The sequence below is a fragment of the Specibacter sp. AOP5-B1-6 genome (assembly GCF_052376555.1).
In the GTDB taxonomy this organism is placed as follows: domain Bacteria; phylum Actinomycetota; class Actinomycetes; order Actinomycetales; family Micrococcaceae; genus Specibacter.
This window is the reverse complement of sequence record NZ_JBQSVT010000037.1, coordinates 24,084-38,267: the sequence shown is the minus strand read 5'-3', so window position 1 is coordinate 38,267 and position 14,184 is coordinate 24,084. Positions and strand designations below refer to the sequence as shown.

Genomic DNA, 14,184 nt, shown 5'->3' with positions numbered 1-14,184 from the left:
CTGAGAGGATGACGATTTGGAGCACCATGGGTGTTCCCGCGGCGCCGAGGAGCGTGCCGACTGCCATGGCGACGAGCATCCCGACACCCACGACAACCATCATGCGGGCCAGCCGCCAGTAAGGCTGGTAACGGCCAAAAGCGCTGGTCAGCGCCCCGAGGGCGGCGATCCCGGCCAACTGTTGCTGGCCCAGCAGGCCGCCGGCCACCAGCACCAGCGACGCTGCGACCCCCACCTTGATGGCCGTGGTGAAAATGGCATCCGCCGGGCGCATGGCAAAGGCGCTCCGCCAGGTGGCGGGCGACAGTGAATGGGTCAGGGCGGCGCCGGTGTGGCGCAATCGGGTGGGAGTGCTCATGTTTCCAGTCTACTAAGTATTTTACTAGTAAAATAGATGTGGGGTATGTGAGTGTTGTCTCTAGCGCCTACCGCCCTCCCGCCGCTCGCACGCTCGCAGCCGGCACCTCGGTCGCTAGGCTTAGTCCATGAATGCAGAGGCAGTGGACTTCGTTGACAGGGCGCGTCAGGGGTGGGCGCGGTCGCGGCCGGATCTGGATGTCGCCAGCATTGAGGTCATGGGGCGCATCGGGCGGATTGGTGCCTTGGCGTCCCAGCGGGCGGGCCGGGAGCTGCTGCCGGCGGAGGTGACGAGGGCCGAATTTGACGTTCTGTGCACCCTGGCCCGCGGTGACGGGCCCATGCGCGCCAGTGAGGTCACCGCCGCCACGATGCTCAGCGGCGCCTCCACCACCAAGAACGCCGAACGCCTGGTCAGGCGCGGGTTAGTGGAACGCCTGCCTTGGGAGCGGGACGGCCGGGTGGTCCTGATGCAACTGACGGCAGCGGGCGAAGCGCTGGTTGACAGCGAGTTTCCACGCCTGCTGGAGAGCGATCGGGACATGCTCGCCGGGCTGAGCGCCAAGGAACGGGTGCAGCTGGCCGGCCTGCTGCGGAAAGTTGCCCTCACCGTGGAGGCGGGCCGCTAAGCCTGCTGCCGCCACCAATCCACGGTCTCCTTCGCTGCCGTATCCCAGGATGTGGGGGTGCGGCCCAGCAGTTTCTCGCTGGCTGTGGAGTCCATGACGAACTGATCCTCAAACTGGTACAGCATCTCCGCCATCTCACGCATGGAGCCGGAGAGCAGCCCCGCTGTCCTCAGTGCCCAGCCCGGCAGTGCGCTGACCTTGGGCGCCGGCACCCCCGCCGCGGCAGCAATGGCCCCGGCCAATGCCCGCTGTGGCAGGGCCTCGTTGGTGGGTGCGTGCAACACCGAATTCCACAGCGCCGGACGGCCGGCCGCCCGGATCATGGCAGCCGCCAGATCCGGGACGTAGGTGAATGAGTGGAGCTTTTCCGTGCTGCCAATGACCTGCACGCGCCTGCCCGCCAGGATCAGCGGCACCATGCGGTCTCCGGCGTGGGCATTGCGCACGTGCGGGCCAAAGAAGTCGGACGCCACCACGCTGATTGTCGGGGTAACCGAAGCGGCCCTGGCCGCCAGCAGAGTGGTGCGGATGCCGCGCTTCCCGCCGCTTGCCTGGCGCGGGCTGTCTTCCGTCATGACCTCCTCCGGGGTGCTGTAGGAGTAGAGGCTTTCCGGGAAAACCACGACGGCGCCCGCCCCGCCCGCCGCGGCCAGCACCGCTCGCTCCGCGCGGGGAAGTTCCGTTCGCCAGGCATCCGCGCTGTATTTTGAGCCGTGGATGCAGTGGAAAACGGCGTCCACGCCCGCCATCGTGGCCTGCAGCTGCGCCGGCTCGGCCACGTCAACGCGGCGCCGCTCAATGAGCGGGTGCTCCGGTCCGGAGCCTGAGCGGGTCAAAACGCGGACGCGGTGTCCGGCGTTTGCAAGCTGGGTGGCGACTGTCCAGCCGACGGGGCCCGCGCCCGTGACAATTTTGATGGCGTTCATGAGGTGCTCAATTCATGTAGGTGATGGAAATGCGGAAATGCGAGAGCGGTGCTCTCGATTCAATTCTCGACCGCTTTCGACAGGAAAGTCAAGAGCACTGCTCACTTAAGTTGACGGTGGTCTCGATTACGCCAAAACTGGAGCCATGACACAAACACCGCGGGAACGGGCACGGCAGCAAACCATGGCCGACATCGTCAGCATCGGGCGCCGCCACCTGGACGTGCACGGTGCGGCAGGACTGTCGCTGCGAGCTGTGGCACGAGACCTGGGCGTGGTTTCGTCGGCCGTCTACCGGTACGTCAAGAGCCGGGACGAACTGCTGACACTGCTTGTGGTGGACGGCTACAACGCCTTGGGCGATGCCGTGGACCAGGCGCTGGCCAAGGTTCCTGCCGATGACCATGGAGCCCAATTCCGTGCCCTGGGCCGGGCGGTCAGGGACTGGGCGCTGGCCGAGCCGGCACGTTACGGGCTGTTGTTTGGCTCGCCTGTCCCGGGCTACGAAGCCCCGGCCGAGCAGACAACCGGTCCCGGCACGCGGGTCGTCGTCCGGTTGGTGCGCATTCTGGAAAGCGCGCACCAGGGCGGGAAAGTGGAGGTGGGCTCTGCCGGGAATTCGGACGGGGACACACAGCGGCCGCCGGCGCCCGGGCTCGCTGCAGACTTCTCCGCGATCCGCGAGGCGATGGGCCTGACCGTTCCCGACCACGTTTTGGCTTCCGGCGTTCTGGCCTGGGCAGCCCTCTTTGGCACGGTCAGCTTTGAGGTTTTTGGCCAGTACGGCAAGGCAACGTTTGCTGACCCGGGAGCGCTTTTTGAGTCCCATCTCGAGGTCCTTCAGGGCATCGTGGGACTGTCGCAGCCGCAAGGCAATGGATGGTGGTCCGTGCCGTGATGGTGCAGAGTGGGCAGCATGAGTGAAAAAGCTGAACTCCCCGGGTACCTGCGCGTCAGACGTGCAGACCTGCTCGCGAAACTTGACGGCCTCAGCGATTACGACGTCCGCCGTCCCATGACTCCCACGGGCACGAACCTCCTTGGCCTGGTCAAGCACGTGGCGAGTGTCCAGTTGGGCTACTTTGGCGAGGTGTTCGGCCGCCCCGCCCGCAGGGAACTGCCCTGGCTCGCTCCCGGCGCACCGCTGGATGCCGACATGTGGGCCGGGCCTGGCGAGAGCCGGGCGGACATCCTTGAACTGCACGATTATTCCGCCCGGCACAGCGATGAAACCATTGAATTGCTGCCCCTCGATACCGTGGGCTCGGTGCCGTGGTGGGCACCGGAACGCCGGCAGGTGACACTCCACCAGATCCTGGTGCACATGTGTGTCGAAACGGCCCGGCACGCCGGCCACGCCGACATTATTCGCGAACTGATTGACGGCGCCGCGGGCAATGGACCGAACGACCCGAACGTCTCACAGCGCACGCCCGGGGAATGGGCCGTGCATGTGGCAGAACTGGAAGCGGTGGCCCGCCAGCAGTAGCTGCCTGCCGGCAGGGACGCGGGCCCGCCGGAGGCATGGCGCAGCCGCCTCCCGCGCTCAGGCCTTGGCGAGAGCCTCCTGCAGGGCACCAAGGACCAACACCACGGAGGCCGGGTTCGCGTTGGGGCCCATCATGCCGATCCGCCACACAGTGGACGCGAACGCCCCGGCACCCCCGCCGATCTCCAAGCTGAAGTTGTTGAGCAGGTAGCTGCGCACGGCGGCGGAGTCCACACCCTCGGGAACGCGCACGGTGGTGAGGCTTGGCAGCCGGGAGCCTTCAGCAGCGAACAGTTCCAGGCCCATGTCCTGCAGACCGTTTTGGAGCGCCAGGCCCGCTGCCGCGTGACGTGCCTGAACGGCGTCGAGCCCCTCCGTCAGGACCCTGTCCAGCCCGGCCGCCAGGCTGGCGATCATGGCCACCGGCGCGGTGTGGTGGTAGGTGCGGGTGCTTCCGCTGGCCGCCCCTGCGTACCCGCCCAGCAGCCCCAGGTCCAAGTACCACGACTGCGGGTCCTGGATGCGGCGCTCAAACGCGGCGTCGGAGATGGTGAAGGGGGACAGGCCGGGGGCCACGCCCAGGCACTTTTGCGTCCCGGCGTAGCCAACGTCGATGCCCCAGTCGTCCGCGAGCAATTCCAGCCCGCCGATGGAGGTCACGGCATCGGTCAGCAGCAAGGCGTCACCCTTGAGTCTGCCAAGCGTGGCAATGTCGGAGCGCACGCCCGTGGACGTTTCGGCATGCACCGCGGCAATGACCTTTGGCTGCGGATGAGCCGAAGCCACCCGCTCCGGATCAATGGGCTGGCCCCATTCATGGTCAACGCGGACCACCTCGGCGCCGGTGCGGCGGGCAACCTCGCACATGCGCTCACCGAACAAGCCATTGACGGCCACGACGGCGACATCGCCGGCTCCGACGGTGTTGACAAAAGCCGCCTCCATGCCCGCCGAACCCGTCCCGCTCAACGGCAGTGTCCTGGCGTTGGTGGTGCCCCATGCCTGCCGCAAGCCGTCGCAGGTGCTGTCCATCATCTCGATGAACAACGGGTCAAGGTGGCCCAGAATTGGATGCCCCAAAGCGGCGACGGCTTCCGGGTAGCAATTGCTGGGGCCGGGGCCAAAAAGATGGCGGTGGGTGAGTGTGGTGGTCACGGTTGCTCCTTGCTCCTGAGGATGGATTCCTCCCAGCATAAGCACGCCGAACATGAAGCCCGGGCGCGGCGCGCATGAAGAATTTGGCCGCCAAGCTTGATACGTTGAACGGGACAAACCCATTATTGGCGCGTACTCACTGCGAAGTTGTGCATCTCCGGATGCCATCGATGATCCGATGAAGTGTCACAGAACGCAAAGGAATACCTAGTGTCAGACCATGCTTTTCAATTACTCGCCATCGGCGTGTATCTGGCGGGAATGCTCGCCATTGGCTACTTCGCCTTCAAGAAAACAGACGACCTGGACGACTACATGTTGGCCGGGCGCGACCTCAAGCCAGGCGTTGCCGCACTCTCAGCGGGTGCTTCGGACATGTCGGGCTGGCTCATTATGGGCCTCCCCGGGGCCATCTACCTTTCGGGGCTGGTCGAGGCGTGGATTGCCATTGGGCTGACCATTGGGGCCTGGCTGAACTGGAAGTTCGTGGCGCCTAGGCTGCGTTCCTACACAATGATTTCGCAAAATGCCATCACCGTCCCCAGCTTTTTTGAAAAGCGGCTCAAGGACAATTCGCATCTGCTGCGCATCACCGCCTCCGTTGTTATCCTCGTGTTCTTTACGTTCTATGTGTCCTCGGGCATGGTGGCCGCCGGAAAATTCTTTGAGAGTTCCTTCGGCTGGTCTTACTTGGCGGGCATGGGCGTCGTCACTGTTGTCACCTTGGCCTACACGCTCTTTGGCGGATTCATTGGGGCAACACTGACCGACGTGGCCCAGGGGCTGCTGATGTTTGCGGCCCTCATCGTGGTCCCGATCATTGCCGTCGTGCAAACCGGCGGCGTCGGCGCAACCGTGACCCGCCTGCAAAACATTGATCCCGACACGTTGAACCTGTTCAAGGGCTTTGGCGAGGGAAACAGCCTGGTGTGGATGGTCGGCATCTTTTCCACCGCCGCATGGGGTTTGGGCTACTTTGGCCAGCCGCACATCATTGTCCGCTTCATGGCGTTGCGTTCCCCGCAAGATGCAAAGGCCGGCCGACGGATCGGCATTGGCTGGATGATCTTGACCGCTGCCGGGGCCGTTGCCACGGCGTTGATCGGCATTGGCTACTTTGCCGACAACCCCGACCTGACCTTGGCGGACCCGGAAACGGTGTTCCTGAAATTGAGCCAGGTGTTCTTCCACCCGTTCGTGGCCGGCCTGGTCCTGGCAGCCGTGCTGGCCGCCATTATGTCCACCATTTCCTCCCAGCTCATCGTGTGTTCCTCGGCGCTTGTCGAAGATCTCTACAACATGACAGGACGCGAGTCCACCGCCAAAAAGCAGGTCATTCTCGGCCGCATGGGCGTGTTGGTGGTCGCCGTCATTGCGGCCATCATCGCCTTGGACAAGAACGCCAGCATCCTGGAACTGGTGTCGTTTGCCTGGGCCGGGTTTGGTGCCGCGTTCGGCCCGATTGTCCTGTTGAGCCTGTATTGGCGCAAACTCACGGCCAAGGGCGCCTTCATCGGCATGATTGTGGCGACGGTGACGGTGTTTGTCTGGGGCAAGACGCCGGTGCTGCATGACGCGATGTATGAAATCGTGCCCGCATTCATCCTGAACATGATCATCGTTGTGGTCGTTTCCAAGCTCACCTACAAGGAAAATGCCGTGATCGAGTCGGAATTCACGGCCATGCTGGAAGATTCGGATCCCAAGAAGGTCCCCGCAGCGGCCATGAAATAGACCAAGTGCTGTGATCCAGGCGGCGGCGGAGGAAGCTCCGCCGCCGCCTGGCTGCTCCCGTCGCCTGGCTACCCCAGCGCAGGCAGCCGGGAGAGCAGCTCCTGTGCGGCCGCCGTCGGATCTTCAGCGTTGGTTACGGCCCTGACCACCACAATGCGCGACGCCCCGGCCGCCACGACCTGGTCCACGTTGGTAAGGTCAACTCCGCCGATGGCGAACCACGGCTTGGCGGTGCGCAGGGAGGCCGCATGCTCCACCAGGGAAAGTCCGACGGCGGCCCGGCCCGGCTTGGTGGGGGTGGCCCACAGCGGCCCCACACAAAAATAGTCGGCATCCGGGCTGGCCGCGGCGGCCGAGACCTGCACCGTGTCGTGGCTGGAGAGGCCCAGGGAAACAGCCGGGCCCACCAGCGCACGAGCCGCCGGCAGCGGGAGGTCCTTTTGCCCCACATGGAACACCGGGGCGCCGCTGAGGGCAGCGATGTCGGCCCTGTCATTCACGGCCCACAACTTCCCGAATTCCTCCGCCACGGAACGCAGCACGGCCAGCAGTTCCAGCTCCTGGGCAGCCTCAATGGACTTGTCGCGCAGTTGGATGATATCCACCCCGCCCGCGTAGGCGGCGCGCAGGAACTGCTCGAAATCACCTTGTTTTGTGCGCGCGTCGGTGCACAAATACAGTCGGGCGCGCTCCAGGGAAGGCGTGGAAATCGGGGTGGCGGCGTCATGGATGGTCGAAGTTGAGCTCATGTCTCATAGACTAGTGCAGTACCGCGGGAGCCAGTGAAGCTGGCTGAGAGGGCGCCGACTGCGCCGACCGACATGCGCCCCACGCGGGCGCGGAACCTGATCCGGATCATGCCGGCGTAGGGAAGGAGAACGTCGTGGCACCCTTTGCGCCCGAGACATTGACCACCGGGGTGGCCGTGATTGGCGGCGGAATCGTTGGCCTTGGCATTGCCTGGGAAGCCCAGCGCGCCGGGCACACCGTCACAATCATCGACCCGGCACCGGCCACCGGGGCGACTTTTGCCGCCGCCGGCATGCTGGCCCCCGTCAGCGAGCTGCACTACCAGGAAGAGCAACTCCTGGACCTCACGCTTGCCTCCGCCGCCCGCTGGCCCGGCTTTGCGGCATCCCTTGCCGGTCCCGGTGTTCCGGACACAGGATTCCGTACGACGCCGACCCTCGTCGTGGGTGCCGACGCTGCGGACCGGCGTGCCCTCGCTGAGCTGCGGGACGTCCAGCTGCGGCACGGGCTCGAGGTAGAGACGCTCACGATCAAGGCGGCCCGGGCGGAGGAGCCGCTGGTGGGCCCGCATATTTCCTGTGCCTTCCGGATCGCGGCGGACCATCAGGTTGACCCCCGCGGAACGGCTGCCGCCATCCGCGCCCGGCTTGCCGGCGTGGCCGCCGCACGCGGCGAGGCAGCTCCGTTCATTGGCCAGGGAGCTGCGGGACTGTTGTGGGACGGCGCTTCGCACCCCGGCGGCGGGGGAGCCGGCCGGCGGAGGCAGGTGACCGGCGTCGTGCTTGCCGACGGCACGGCAATCCAGGCCCGGGAGGTGGTGGTGGCCAACGGGCTGGACGCGCCGAAACTCCACAGCTTGCCGGACGGACTCGAACTGCCGCTGCGCCCGGTGCACGGCGACATTCTGCGCCTGCGCGTGCCCGAGCACCTGAGGCCGCTGACCACGGCCACGATCCGCGGTCTGGTGCGCGGGCTGCCGGTATACATCGTGCCGCGCGATGACGGCACCGTGGTCATCGGCGCGACGAGCCGTGAGGACCGCAACGCCGGGGTCAGTGCAGGCGGAGTGCACCAGCTCTTGCGCGACGCCCAGGTGCTGCTGCCCGCCGTCGCCGAGCTGGAACTGCTGGAATGCACTGCCCGCGCCCGCCCCGGAACCCCGGACAACGCGCCGCTGCTGGGCCGCGTGGCTGCCGGCTCGGGACGCGACATTCCCGGCCTCATCATCGCCACCGGCTTCTTCCGGCACGGCGTGCTGTTGACCCCGATCGCCGCGCACATTGTCCGCCAACTGCTGGGCGACATCACCGACCTGGCCTGGACTGGGTTCCGTCCCGACCGTTTTTCCCCCACACTCAGTCCGGCGCACACCGCCGGCCCAACCGCGTAGGAGCTTGTCCATGAACACGATCCAACTCAACGGAGCCACCGAATCCCTCGGGGCCGGAACCACCGTTGCCGACCTCGTCACCGCCACGACCGGCCGGGAGCTGTTGCCCAACGGGCAGGCGGCCGACGGCGGACGGCTGGGCGTCGCCGTTGCCCGCAACTCCGCCGTGGTGCCGCGCAGCCAATGGGCCGCGACCGCACTGGAACACCAGGATGAACTTGAAATTGTCACCGCGGTGCAGGGCGGCTGAGGTACTCTCCCGCGCTGTCTCTGTCCCGCCCGACCCCCGCTCCGCCCACCCCGCCCCGTGACCGAAAGTGAATGCCATGACCGAAACCTTGACCCGCAGCGACGCCCTGGTGATCGACGGGGTGGCGCTGCACTCCCGGCTCATCATGGGAACCGGCGGCGCGCCCAGCCTGTCCGGCCTGGGCGCCGCGCTGATTGCCTCCGGCACCGAGCTGACCACCGTGGCCATGCGCCGCTATTCGGTGGATGAGGCGGCCGGCGGCGGAACGAACCTGTTCAAGCTGCTGCTGGAAAACAACATCCGCATCCTGCCCAACACGGCCGGCTGCTTCACCGCCCGCGAGGCCGTCATGACGGCGGAGCTGGCCCGTGAGGCGCTCGAAACGGACTGGGTGAAGCTGGAAGTCATCGCCGACGAACACACGCTGCTGCCTGACGGACTCGAGCTGGCGGAGGCCACGGAGCAGCTCGTCAACAGCGGTTTCAAGGTGTTCGCGTACACCAATGACGATCCGGTTCTGGCGTTGCGGCTGGAGGAACTGGGTGCGGCCGCCGTCATGCCATTGGGCGCCCCGATAGGAACCGGGCTGGGCATCCTCAATCCGCACAACATTGAGCTGATTGTTTCCCGCGCCTCAGTTCCCGTGGTGCTCGACGCCGGCATCGGCACGGCCTCCGACGCCGCCCTGGCCATGGAACTCGGCTGCGACGCCGTGCTCCTGGCCACCGCCGTCACCCGCGCACAGAATCCGCTGGTCATGGCGGAGGCCTTCAAACACGCCGTGATCGGTGGCAGACTGGCAGCACAGGGCGGACGCATCCCCAAGCGGGCCCACGCGCTGGCTTCCTCGGCGATGAACGGCCGCCCCGACCTGTAAGGACTGTCCCGTTGTGTATGAGCTGGAGCGGGCAGCCTCATGCAAGGCAACTGCAAAGGAGCGTGCCATGGGTGCGCAGGATGTTTTGAGCCGGCCGGAAATCGATGCGGAACTGGCGTCGCTGCCGGACTGGAGATTCCGCTTGGGAGGGCTGGCCGCTGCACTGAAATGTCCGACGTCGGCCCTCGCCTTGGACTTGTTCGCCGCCATCGGGGCGCTCGCCCAGGAAGCCAACCACCACCCCGATGTGGACTGGCGCTACGACACCTTGTTTGTGGGGCTGACCTCGCACGACGCCGGTTCCAAGGTGACGGCGCGGGATGCCGCCCTGGCACGGGCCATTTCTGCGGCCGCCGCGGATGCCGGTGCCACGGCGCGGCCGGACCTGCTGCGGGCCGTGGAGATTGCCATGGACTCGGACGATTTCACGGCGGTTGCTCCCGCATGGGCTGCCGCACTGGGATTCAAGGCAGGGGAGCCGGACGAGTTGCGGGACCCTGCCGGGCGGCTGCCGACGATGTGGTTTCAGCAGACCCGGACGCCAAACGCCAACCGCTTCCACTTCGACATCCATGTGCCCGCCAGCGAGGCGCAGCGCGTGCTGGCGGAGGTGGAGGCCGCTGGTGCCACGCTGGACCGTTCCAACGCGCCGGCGTTCGTCGTCGCAACCGACGCCCAGGGGAACCGGTTGTGCATCTGCACCGAGGAGGGCCGCGACGCCTGAAACCTGGCATGTGGCACGGACAAGCGACAGCCCCCAAACACGTCGGCCGCCATGCCCGGGTGGGGATGGCGGCCGAAGCAACGGTGACGCAAGGCTGCAAGCCTGACGGGCGGACGCGGTGGTGACGTCCCGCCGTCGTGCGTTTAGTGCATTTGCAAAATCGCGTTGGTCTTTTCCACCTGGCGGTGGTGCCGCGTGCGGCCCACAAAACCGGCCGTGGCCCAGGCCACGACGCCGCCAACCACCATGGACAGGATCCACGGGATCCAGGCGGTGGCGGGGTTGCCGTCCAGGCCGACGGCCATCGTGATGATCCAAACGAGCAGTGCGGCGGCCACGGCTGCTCCTGCGGGCAGAACGGCCCCGAAGGTGTGGCGGTACTTGTCGACGGCCCAGGCAATGGCGCCGAACGCGCCCGCAGTCAGGGCAATAATGACCAATGCAACCATGGTTTTGTTCCGTCTCTATTCGTTTGGCTCAGTGACTGGCTCAGTCGCGTGCAGGGCTTTAAAGGGCGCCGAATCCTACGCTGCGGGCCTTTTCGCCGCCCAGTTCAACGTATCCCAGGGCGTTGCCGGGCACGATGACAAGGCGGCCCTTTTCATCTTTGACACGCAGCTCGGTGCCATTGGCCAGGGCTTCGGAGACCAGGGCGGCGACGTCGTCGGCCGTTTGGTCTGATTCCAGGACGATTTCACGGCTGACGTTTTGGATGCCGATCTTGATTTCCACAGGTGTCTCCTCGGTGCAAACTACTAATAGAAGTATGTACAAACCACTCTAGGGGCAGGTGGTCAGGTTTCCTTGGGGAAGCGGCTGATTCCGCGCCAAGCTAAACGGTAAATCATGTCGCTGGCCACCTCGATGTCCAGATCGCCGTTGGCTTCCAGCCAGTAGCGGGCGCTGACCTGGGCCATGCCGGCCAGGGCCCGGCCCAAAAGTGTCGCCTCAACGGGGGCAAGCTTGGTGTCCTCGGCGATGACCTTGCCAATGGCGTCGGCGTAGCCGGCGTTGAACTTTTCCAGCCGGGCGGCAACTTCGACGTCGTTGACAAGGTCCGATTCAAAGACCAGCCGGTGCGCCTGGTCGTCGTTGGCCATGAAGTGGAAATAAGCCTTCATGGTGGCCTGGACCCGGAGTTTGTTGTCGGTGGTGGAGTTCAACGCCGACACCAGCATTTTCGTCAACGCATCCAAATGGCTGTCCAGCAGGGCCAAATACAGTTCGCGCTTGCTCGGGAAGTGCTGGTAAAGCACGGGCTTGCTGACCTTGGCGGTCTCGGCAATTTCATCCATGGCGGCACCGTGGTAGCCGTGGTTGACGAACACCTCAAGGGCCGAGGCCAGCAATTGGGCGCGGCGCTCGTCGCGGGGGAGGCGGGCTGGTTGTGTACGTGGTGCGGGGCGTCCCTTGGCTGAGGAATCCAAACTCATTGCGGCAGCCTTTCTCTCCGTTGACGCATGTGACCCATGCAAAATGCAGAATCGGTTTGTGTCATTGTACCCGTCGGTAATGCGCCAAGCAGCGCAGACCGGACTAGATTAAAAGGTATGGTTTCCTTGATTCAGCCCCCGACCGCAGCCATGGCACACCCGCCGGCAGCCCTGCCCGCCCTGGTGGAGCCCGGTCCGCCGCTGGACCCGGAAGAGCTGGAACGCTATTCCCGCCATGCGTTGATCCCCGAGATCGGCTTGGACGGGCAGCGGCGGCTGCGCAACGCCAAGGTTTTGGTCATCGGCGCCGGCGGCCTGGGTTCCCCGGCCCTGCTGTATTTGGCCGCAGCCGGTGTCGGCACCCTGGGCATCATCGACGACGACTCGGTTGAGTTGAGCAACCTCCAACGCCAGGTCATCCACGGCGTCAGCGATATTGGCCGCACGAAGCTGGAGTCCGCCCGCGAGTCCGTGCTGGAGCTCAACCCCGGCATCAAGGTTCTCCTGCACCCCGTCCGGCTGGACTCGGCCAACGCCCTGGACATCTTTGCCGGTTACGACATCATCCTCGACGGCGCCGACAACTTCGCCACCCGCTACCTTGTCAACGACGCCGCGGCACTCCTGGGCAAGCCCTACGTGTGGGGTTCCATCCTCCGCTTCGACGGCCAGGTCAGCGTTTTTTGGGACAAGTTCGGCCCCAACTACCGCGACCTCTACCCCGAACCGCCAGCCCCCGGCACCGTCCCCTCCTGCGCCGAAGGCGGCGTCTTTGGCATGCTGTGCGCCTCGATTGGCGCCATGATGGTCACCGAAGCCGTCAAGCTGATCACCGGGATCGGCCAGACGCTGCTGGGCCGGCTCCTGATCTTCGACGCCCTCACCTCCCGCTGGCGTGAAATCCGCATCGCCAAGGACCCCGGGGCGGAACCCATCACCGAACTCGTCGACTATGAGCTCTTCTGCGGCCTTGGACCCGCCGCTGCCGTGAAGAACGACGGCGAGCTCATCTCCGCCGGGCAGCTCGCCTCCCGCCTGGATCGCCGTGGGCAGGGCGGGGACAACTTTGTGCTGGTGGACGTGCGCGAACCCGTGGAATTTGAGATCGGCCGAATCCCCGGCTCGGTGCTGGTGCCGCTGGCCGGCATCAGGGACGGTTCGGCACTGGAGCAGATCCCGCACGGGGTCCCGCTCATACTGCACTGCAAGGCCGGCAGCCGCTCGGCCCAGGCGCTGGCGAGCCTGAAGGCGGCAGGGTATGACGACGTCGTGCATCTTGACGGCGGCATTGATGCTTGGGCGAAGGCCGGGTACTGACAACGCGGCAGCACCTGTGCCGAACCGGCGACAAACTCCGCGGACAGGAGTACATTGCGCACAAGGGGTTCCTCACCACAGGAGGGCCGGCACTCAAAGAAGAGGCGCGCCATGAACCATTTGGACTATCAGCCAACACCGCAAAAACCCATTGCTTCGGGATTTGGGCATGACAGCACGGCCGGCACGGTGGTGGAGGGCATGGATCTTTCCGGCTGCGAGGCGATCGTCACGGGCGGCTATTCCGGGCTTGGGCTGGAGACCGTCCGCGCACTGGCGGGCGCAGGGGTGCGCGTGAGTGTGCCGGCACGCCGCGCCGACCATCCCCGCGGTGTACTGGCTGCGGCCGATCTTGGCGGTGTGGACGTTTTTGAGCTGGACCTGGGCGAGCAGGCAAGCGTGCAGCGGTTCGCCGCGGAATACCTTGCCTCGGGGCGCCGGCTGGACATCCTGATCAACAACGCTGCCATCATGGCCTGTCCGGAAACCCGGCTGGGCCCCGGCTGGGAGGCACAGTTCGCCACGAACCACCTGGGCCATTTCACCCTGACGAACCAGCTGTGGCCGGTGCTGGCCGACGGCGGGGCGCGTGTGGTGGCGCTGTCGTCCACCGGGCACAAGCGCTCCGGCATCCATTTTGACGATCCCCAATTCACCACCGGCTATGACAAATGGCAGGCCTACGGGCAGGCCAAAACCGCCAACAGCCTCTTTGCCGTGGAACTGGACAAACGCGGAGCCGACCACGGCGTGCGCGCCTTCGCCGTCAATCCGGGCGGCATCATGACCGGGCTGCAGCGTCACCTCACGCAGGAAGAAATGACGGCGGCAGGGTGGATGGACAAGAAAGGCCGGGTGCGCGAGGGGTTCAAGAGCCCGGAGCAGGGCGCAGCAACGTCTGTGTGGGCCGCCACCTCGCCGCTTTTGGACGGCAGGGGCGGCGTGTACTGCGAGGACTGTGACATTGCCCAGCCTACGGATCCGAAATCGGAACTGGCCCGCATTGCCGGGGTCGATGCCCACGCCATCGATCCTGAAGGTGCCACCCGGCTGTGGGAGCTGTCGGCGGAACTGACGGGCGTCAACGCGTTTCATTGAAGCTGGTCGTTGGGCCTGGTTTCGGCAGGGAACGAAGCGCCGGCTGTCGGTGCGC

17 protein-coding genes are annotated in these 14,184 nt (G+C 65.7%); 10 read left to right on the top strand and 7 right to left on the bottom strand.

All coding sequences use genetic code 11. The features are described from left to right. Positions 1-358: hypothetical protein (locus tag ACT3TS_RS15725; protein ID WP_444532460.1), on the bottom strand; the 358-nt coding region annotated here is incomplete at its 3' end. Positions 359-485: 127 nt separating this feature from the next. Here ACT3TS_RS15725 and ACT3TS_RS15720 point away from each other — a divergent pair. Then, the gene (locus tag ACT3TS_RS15720) at positions 486-986 is read left to right on the top strand and encodes a MarR family winged helix-turn-helix transcriptional regulator (RefSeq protein ID WP_444532459.1); all 501 of its coding nucleotides are present in this window, start codon (positions 486-488) and stop codon (positions 984-986) included. Here ACT3TS_RS15720 and ACT3TS_RS15715 read toward each other — a convergent pair. Then, positions 983-1,912: an NAD-dependent epimerase/dehydratase family protein gene (locus tag ACT3TS_RS15715; RefSeq protein WP_444532458.1), complete on the bottom strand. Its 930-nt coding sequence runs from the start codon at positions 1,910-1,912 to the stop codon at positions 983-985. The two genes, ACT3TS_RS15720 and ACT3TS_RS15715, sit on opposite strands and share 4 nt — an antisense overlap. A gap of 145 nt (positions 1,913-2,057) precedes the next feature. Here ACT3TS_RS15715 and ACT3TS_RS15710 point away from each other — a divergent pair, with 145 nt between their 5' ends. Next, positions 2,058-2,810 carry a TetR/AcrR family transcriptional regulator gene (locus tag ACT3TS_RS15710; RefSeq protein WP_444532457.1) on the top strand — a complete coding sequence of 251 codons (753 nt, stop codon included), beginning with the start codon at positions 2,058-2,060 and terminating at the stop codon, positions 2,808-2,810. An 18-nt stretch (positions 2,811-2,828) separates the two neighbouring features. Next, a complete protein-coding gene (locus tag ACT3TS_RS15705) occupies positions 2,829-3,401 on the top strand; it encodes a DinB family protein (RefSeq protein ID WP_444532456.1) in 573 nt (190 codons plus the stop codon). A 57-nt stretch (positions 3,402-3,458) separates the two neighbouring features. Here ACT3TS_RS15705 and ACT3TS_RS15700 read toward each other — a convergent pair whose 3' ends face one another. Then, positions 3,459-4,556, bottom strand: coding sequence for a pyridoxal-phosphate-dependent aminotransferase family protein (locus tag ACT3TS_RS15700; protein ID WP_444532455.1), 1,098 nt, complete (start codon positions 4,554-4,556; stop codon positions 3,459-3,461). A gap of 210 nt (positions 4,557-4,766) precedes the next feature. Here ACT3TS_RS15700 and putP point away from each other — a divergent pair, with 210 nt between their 5' ends. Then, positions 4,767-6,290, top strand: coding sequence for a sodium/proline symporter PutP (gene putP, locus ACT3TS_RS15695; protein ID WP_444532454.1), 1,524 nt, complete (start codon positions 4,767-4,769; stop codon positions 6,288-6,290). A 68-nt stretch (positions 6,291-6,358) separates the two neighbouring features. On the opposite strand, the gene thiE is transcribed toward putP, so the two are convergent. Beyond that, complete coding sequence (gene thiE, locus ACT3TS_RS15690) at positions 6,359-7,039, bottom strand: thiamine phosphate synthase (RefSeq protein WP_444532453.1); 681 nt, start codon at positions 7,037-7,039, stop codon at positions 6,359-6,361. Positions 7,040-7,173: 134 nt separating this feature from the next. Here thiE and ACT3TS_RS15685 point away from each other — a divergent pair, with 134 nt between their 5' ends. The 4 genes from ACT3TS_RS15685 to ACT3TS_RS15670 all read left to right on the top strand — a co-directional run bounded on the left by ACT3TS_RS15685 (position 7,174) and on the right by ACT3TS_RS15670 (position 10,281). After that, positions 7,174-8,430 carry an FAD-dependent oxidoreductase gene (locus ACT3TS_RS15685; RefSeq protein ID WP_444532452.1) on the top strand — a complete coding sequence of 419 codons (1,257 nt, stop codon included), beginning with the start codon at positions 7,174-7,176 and terminating at the stop codon, positions 8,428-8,430. 10 nt (positions 8,431-8,440) lie between these two features. Then, positions 8,441-8,680 (top strand): sulfur carrier protein ThiS, encoded by a 240-nt coding sequence (thiS, locus tag ACT3TS_RS15680; protein WP_444532451.1) that lies wholly within the window; start codon positions 8,441-8,443, stop codon positions 8,678-8,680. 76 nt (positions 8,681-8,756) lie between these two features. Beyond that, positions 8,757-9,557, top strand: a complete 801-nt coding sequence (locus tag ACT3TS_RS15675; protein WP_444532450.1) for a thiazole synthase — start codon at positions 8,757-8,759, stop codon at positions 9,555-9,557. 67 nt (positions 9,558-9,624) lie between these two features. Continuing rightward, positions 9,625-10,281, top strand: coding sequence for a 4a-hydroxytetrahydrobiopterin dehydratase (locus tag ACT3TS_RS15670; protein ID WP_444532449.1), 657 nt, complete (start codon positions 9,625-9,627; stop codon positions 10,279-10,281). 143 nt (positions 10,282-10,424) lie between these two features. Here ACT3TS_RS15670 and ACT3TS_RS15665 read toward each other — a convergent pair whose 3' ends face one another. From ACT3TS_RS15665 to ACT3TS_RS15655, 3 genes are all read right to left on the bottom strand, one after another. Continuing rightward, positions 10,425-10,730, bottom strand: coding sequence for a hypothetical protein (locus ACT3TS_RS15665; protein ID WP_444532448.1), 306 nt, complete (start codon positions 10,728-10,730; stop codon positions 10,425-10,427). Between the two features lie 58 nt (positions 10,731-10,788). Beyond that, complete coding sequence (locus ACT3TS_RS15660; protein WP_444532447.1) at positions 10,789-11,013, bottom strand: DUF3107 domain-containing protein; 225 nt, start codon at positions 11,011-11,013, stop codon at positions 10,789-10,791. 62 nt (positions 11,014-11,075) lie between these two features. Then, positions 11,076-11,714 carry a TetR/AcrR family transcriptional regulator gene (locus tag ACT3TS_RS15655; protein WP_444532446.1) on the bottom strand — a complete coding sequence of 213 codons (639 nt, stop codon included), beginning with the start codon at positions 11,712-11,714 and terminating at the stop codon, positions 11,076-11,078. A gap of 150 nt (positions 11,715-11,864) precedes the next feature. Here ACT3TS_RS15655 and moeB point away from each other — a divergent pair, with 150 nt between their 5' ends. Further along, complete coding sequence (moeB, locus tag ACT3TS_RS15650; RefSeq protein WP_444532462.1) at positions 11,865-13,031, top strand: molybdopterin-synthase adenylyltransferase MoeB; 1,167 nt, start codon at positions 11,865-11,867, stop codon at positions 13,029-13,031. Positions 13,032-13,142: 111 nt separating this feature from the next. Beyond that, a complete protein-coding gene (locus ACT3TS_RS15645; protein ID WP_444532445.1) occupies positions 13,143-14,129 on the top strand; it encodes an SDR family NAD(P)-dependent oxidoreductase in 987 nt (328 codons plus the stop codon). The last annotated feature ends 55 nt before the right edge of the window (positions 14,130-14,184 follow it).

Bases quoted from the DNA above. Each gene is read 5' to 3' on its own strand.
- ACT3TS_RS15720 (WP_444532459.1), top strand. From the start codon at position 486: ATGAATGCAGAGGCAGTGGACTTCGTTGACAGGGCGCGTCAGGGGTGG.
- ACT3TS_RS15715 (WP_444532458.1), bottom strand. From the start codon at position 1,912: ATGAACGCCATCAAAATTGTCACGGGCGCGGGCCCCGTCGGCTGGACA.
- ACT3TS_RS15710 (WP_444532457.1), top strand. From the start codon at position 2,058: ATGACACAAACACCGCGGGAACGGGCACGGCAGCAAACCATGGCCGAC.
- ACT3TS_RS15705 (WP_444532456.1), top strand. From the start codon at position 2,829: ATGAGTGAAAAAGCTGAACTCCCCGGGTACCTGCGCGTCAGACGTGCA.
- thiE (WP_444532453.1), bottom strand. From the start codon at position 7,039: ATGAGCTCAACTTCGACCATCCATGACGCCGCCACCCCGATTTCCACG.
- thiS (WP_444532451.1), top strand. From the start codon at position 8,441: ATGAACACGATCCAACTCAACGGAGCCACCGAATCCCTCGGGGCCGGA.
- ACT3TS_RS15675 (WP_444532450.1), top strand. From the start codon at position 8,757: ATGACCGAAACCTTGACCCGCAGCGACGCCCTGGTGATCGACGGGGTG.
- ACT3TS_RS15670 (WP_444532449.1), top strand. From the start codon at position 9,625: ATGGGTGCGCAGGATGTTTTGAGCCGGCCGGAAATCGATGCGGAACTG.
- ACT3TS_RS15665 (WP_444532448.1), bottom strand. From the start codon at position 10,730: ATGGTTGCATTGGTCATTATTGCCCTGACTGCGGGCGCGTTCGGCGCC.
- ACT3TS_RS15655 (WP_444532446.1), bottom strand. From the start codon at position 11,714: ATGAGTTTGGATTCCTCAGCCAAGGGACGCCCCGCACCACGTACACAA.
- moeB (WP_444532462.1), top strand. From the start codon at position 11,865: ATGGCACACCCGCCGGCAGCCCTGCCCGCCCTGGTGGAGCCCGGTCCG.
- ACT3TS_RS15645 (WP_444532445.1), top strand. From the start codon at position 13,143: ATGAACCATTTGGACTATCAGCCAACACCGCAAAAACCCATTGCTTCG.